Genomic DNA, 5068 nt, shown 5'->3' on the forward strand with positions numbered 1-5068 from the left:
CCGCCACGAGGGCGGGACCGGTCCGCGGCCGGGCGGCTCAGCTGACGGTCACCGAGACGGTCCGCGGCGGCTGCTGGAGCTGCCCGTAGTTGTCCACCCCGCGGATCGTCACGGTGTACGTGCCCGCCGGGATCACCGGCGAGGTGTACGCGAAGTTCGACCCCGGGGAGCCCGGGCTGGTCAGGAACGACGCGATCCACGGGAAGTTGCCCGGCGTGCTCGGCGTGCTGAAGGTGCCGGCGGCGTTCATCCCCTGGCCCGCGGCGTTGGAGATCTGGATGTCCACCCGGAGCATCCCGACATCGTCGACGGCCCGGCCGGTGACCACGATCCGGCCGCCGGTGTAGACCTCGCCCTCGACCGGGGTGATGCTCGGCTCCAGCCGCGGGTCGAGGTCACCCGGGTAGACCAGGTACCGGGCGGTGGCGCCGGAGGTCGAGCCGTCCTGCTGGCCCGCCGTGTCGACGGCCCACGCCTCGACGCTGTACTCGCCCTTGGTCGGCAGGTCGATCGACAGGGTGAAGGCGGTGCTCGTCGCGCCCGGCGCGGCCAGCGTGGCGTTCACTGTGGCGAAGGCGGCGGCCATGGTGCCGTTCGGCTGCACGTACCGGCCGGTGTCCAGGTCGCGCAGCGCCACCCGGACGCTCTGCACGCCCTTGTCGTCGGTCGCCGTGCCGGCGAGGTTCAGGTGCAGCTGGTCGACGTTCTGGTCCACCCCGGTGAAGCTCAGCCGGCCGTCCGGGAACGCGTCGCCGGGCACCTGGGCCGTCACGCTGAGCCGGCCCGAGTTGGTGCTCGACGTGGTGAGGCCCAGGCTGTCGGTGGCCCGTACCCGGAAGTCGTAGACACCCGGGGTGAGCGGCACCGTGGTGTAGGACCAGTTGTACGACGCGGCGCTCAGGTTGGTCGGCGAGATCCGGTAGTAGGCCGCGACCGAGTCGGCGCCCCACGTGCCGTCGGCGGCCAGCGACTCCCGCGTGGTGGTGTTGCGCAGGTAGATCTCGACCGACCGCACCGCGTCGTCGTCGTTGGCGGTGCCGGCGAAGGTGATCGCGGCGCCGGGCGCGACGGTGACGGGTGCGGCCGCGGTGGGCGGGGTCATCGGCACGGGCGCGCTGATGGCCACCGTCGGCGGGACGCCTGTCGACGAGACGGTCCAGTCCCGGGTGTCGCCGCGCAGGTCGCTCTGGCCGGTGGTGTCGACCGCGGTGGCGGTCATCTTCCACTGGCCCTCGATGGGCAGGGCCACCTCGACCTGCCAGGTGGTCGACAGCGCGCCGATCACGTCCGGCTCGCCGCGGAAGGTGTTGTAGACCGCGGCGACCGTCCCGTCGTCCTGGAGGTAGCGGTTGTCGGGCGTGCGGAACGAGTAGATCAGCGAGCTGACGCCCTTGTCGTCGCTGGCGGTGCCGGTGGCCACGAAGCTCTTCGTGGCGAGCAGCCCGGCGGTCGGGGAGTCGATCCGGGTCGACGGCGGCAGGTCGTCGAAGCGGAACGCCTCGATCTTCTTGACGGCCTTCGTGGCGTCGCCGACGCCGTCGCGGCCGAACGTCTTCGCCTGGATCTGGTAGACGCCCGACGGCAGCGACACCGGGAGCGTCCACGTGGTCGACGCGGTGTTCGGGGCGGCGACCGTGGCGTTGATGCTGTTGGCGGCACCCCACGTCGTCAGGTCGTCCTGGAGGAACTGGCTGGTGTTGCGGTTCTGGATCTCGATCTGGACCCGGCTGACCCCGGCCGGCGTCAGCGCCTGGCCGCCGAGCGTGAACGACTCGTTGGCCGGCTTCACGGCGCCCTCGATGGGCGTGGCGATGGTGGTGTCGACCGCGGACGGCGCCGGCGCCCTGGACTGGTCGAAGAAGCCGACGCGGCCGACGGTCTTGCCGCCCTTGACGTTGCCGTCGCCGCCGACGAGGAGGCCGCGCGAGGTGGCCAGCATGGCCTTCTCGCCCTCGTACGAGTTGGAGCCGGGGTTCCACTCCAGCGCGGTGCCCGTCTTCGGGTCGAGCGCGCCGAGGTGGTCGCGGCGGACCACCTGGTCGCCGAGGCCGTAGCCGCTCAGGCCCTGCCCGGTGCCGTACCCGACGTTGTCCAGGCCCGGCCACGGGACGTTGGAGGTCGGCGACTCCTGCCAGCTGAAGTGCCCGCCGACGTACACGGCGGTGGCGGTGATGGCGACCGAGTAGACGCTGTCGAAGTGCCGGGACACCCAGAGCGGCTGGACGTTGTCGGCGCCGGTGAGCGGGTACGCGATCGCGGTGTCGTTGATCGGCGGCCGGTCACCGCCCGAGCCGCTGGTGACGACGAAGTAGGAGTCGTCCGGCGCGATGTCACCGGCGAACACCCGCTGGATGCCGCCGACGAAGGAGAGGTTGTCCTCCCACAGCCGGGTACGCCACGGCAGCAGGGCCTTCGTGGCGGTGTCGATCAGCGCGACGCCGTACCGGTCCTGGCCGGCGATCTGCCGGCCGGTGTGGACGACGAGCAGCTTGCTCCGGTCGTGGGTCAGCTTGAGCTGCTGCACGGTGAGCATGCCGCCGACGCCGATGCCGCCGGTGAGCGGCAGGTTGAAGCCGGCGTCCACGGCGCCCGTGGTCGGGTTGAGCGCGACCAGGCCGGGGCGGCTCACCCCGTTGACGGTGCTGAACTGGCCGCCCACGTAGACCGCCGTGCTGCTCACGGCCAGCGCGGTCGCGCGGGCGTTCGCGGTCGCCGTGAACGCCGCGATCGGCGCGCCGGTGGTCGGGTTGAGCTTCACGATCTTCCGCTTCGTGACGCCGCCGACCGTGTTGAACGAGCCCGCCACGTACAGCGACAACCCGTCGGGCGACGCCTCGACGGCCTCGACCGACCCGTCGAAGGTCGGCTTGAAGCCGGTGTCGACCTTCCCGGTGTCCAGGTTGTACGAGGCCAGCGACTTCTGCGCGATGGTGGTCCCGCCGACGTTGGCGATCGAGGTGAAGGTGCCGGCGATGAAGACCCGGTTGCCGATCACCTCCAGGTCCTTGATCTCGCCGTTGGTGATCCGCGGCGTGTCGGTGCGCGGCACGCTCGGCACCAGCCGGGTGTCCCCCGGCACCACCTGCGCGGCGGTGGCCACCGTACGCGCCGCGCCGAGCGCGCTGCCGCTGCTCATCGCCTCGGCGCCGGTCCGCACGGTGGCGCCGGCGTCCGTGGCGGTGAGCGTGGTCGCCACGGTGCCCGCGACCGCCGGTACGCCCATCACCACGACGGCCCCGGCGACCAGACCCGCGACGGTGCGACTCCAGACCTGCATCCAGTCAACTCCCTGTGAACGCCCGAGACGGCACCACCGGGTCGGTCCCCGGCAACGTCCACCCGCCCGCGTGCCGGACGTCACCGTAGAAGGCAAGGTCTTTTCGCGGTACCGCGCCGCACCGGGATTCCACCGCACGGCATCAATTCCGGCCGCACCGGCGGGCGGCGCCACCGTCGGATCCAGACCCGCTCCCCCGATCGGATGGCGGGGCCCTGCTCAGCGGAGCCCCGCGCGCCCGATCGGCGGATCAACCGGCGGGGTCGACGTGGTCGCGCCAGGAGTGCCGCGGCTCGTAGCCCAGCACCCGGCGGGCCTTGTCGATGCTGAGCAGGGTCTCGTGCTCGCCGAGTTCGCCGCGGACCTCGACGCCCGGGTAGACCTCGGCCATCAGCTCGGCGCTGGACCTGTTCATGACCGTGTCGGCGTTGGCGATGATGAAGACGTCGGCGCCGGGCCGGTCGTGGGCGAGCGCCCGCTCGACGGCCTGGGCGCCGTCCCGGGCGTCGATGTAGCCCCAGAGGTTCCAGCGGCGCAGCCGCGGGTCGGCCTGGAAGGAGGGGAACGCCGCGTAGTCCTCGACGTCCATCACGTTGGAGAAGCGCAGGCCGACCATGACCAGTTCCGGGTCCCAGCGGCAGAAGTGCCGCGCCATCTCCTCCTCGAGGGCCTTGTTGAGCGAGTAGGTCGACTCGGGCCGCGGCGGGTACTCCTCGTCGACGGGCGCGTACGGCGGCGGGGTGTCGAACGGCAGCCCCAGCACCGTCTCGCTGGACGCCCAGACCACCCGCCTGATGCCGGCCGCCCGGGCCGCCGCGAAGACGTTGTACGTCGCGGCCGAGTTGTTCGCGAAGGTCACGGCGTTGGGCAGCAGCCCGGGCGCCGGCACCGCGGCCAGGTGCACCACCGCCTCGACGCCGCCGGCGTGCTCGTCCGCGCCGCCGGTGAACGCCTCCACCACCTGCCCGTAGTCGGTCAGGTCGACCAGGAGGAACTCGCCGTCGACGTCGCGCGGGTCGCGCCCGCCGGCGCGGTCCACCGCGAGCACGTCGACGCCCACCGCGCGCAGGTGCGCGACCACGGCGCGGCCGAGCTTTCCGGCGGCGCCCGTGACGACGACGCGCGTGGGCAGGGTGGACGGCACAGGGTCGGTCATGGCCCCATCCTTTCCTGCCGCGCCGGGCGCCGCACGCGCGGCCCGGCACGTCACGCGTCCGGTCGGGTGGAAACGGGCCATGCGCACCTATCAGCGCCCAATACAAAACCGCCTCCGAAATGGAGACAGGGGTGCCGGAGGTCGCATAGAAGAGGTGATCAGCCATCGATCGGGCCAATAGTCCGCCTACCGGACATCAACCGGGCCAAGCCGCCTTCCGGCCAACGGGACAACTGACCCTCGAACCCCCGGAGATCCAGTGAACGCGCAGGTCGCGGGCGGTGCGGTGGCGTCCGGGCGCACGCGGGGACGCGTTGCGCTGTCAGAAAAGTTGCCGCCGATCGAGAAATAGACGAACGTGCGACCGCGCTGGCCGAACGCATCGACGGCCGGCACGATCCGGGGATCCCGCCGAAGATCACCAGTGCCATCATGTGGACAGGCAATTCCTATCGAGGGATCTACACCTGTCGCATGAATGAGCTGATCACGAGGCCGCCGCCGGCAATTCCCGGCCCGCGGATCCGATCCGCCGACGACAGGTGTCCGGTACCCGATCACGAGCAACTGGTGGGCCGGGGCGGCGCGTGGGCGGCGCTCCCCGGGCCGGCGCGGGAGCAGAGGAGGCGGACGCC

General features: G+C 71.9%; 2 protein-coding genes. Both read right to left on the reverse strand.

The window, feature by feature from the left end:
• Positions 1 to 37: 37 nt before the first annotated feature.
• Positions 38 to 3277: a phage tail protein gene (locus GA0070603_RS10300; protein ID WP_091310853.1), complete on the reverse strand. Its 3240-nt coding sequence runs from the start codon at positions 3275 to 3277 to the stop codon at positions 38 to 40.
• A gap of 250 nt (positions 3278 to 3527) precedes the next feature.
• Positions 3528 to 4433, reverse strand: coding sequence for an NAD-dependent epimerase/dehydratase family protein (locus tag GA0070603_RS10305; protein WP_091310856.1), 906 nt, complete (start codon positions 4431 to 4433; stop codon positions 3528 to 3530).
• Positions 4434 to 5068 lie beyond the last annotated feature (635 nt).

The organism is Micromonospora chersina (genome assembly GCF_900091475.1).
Classification (GTDB): domain Bacteria; phylum Actinomycetota; class Actinomycetes; order Mycobacteriales; family Micromonosporaceae; genus Micromonospora; species Micromonospora chersina.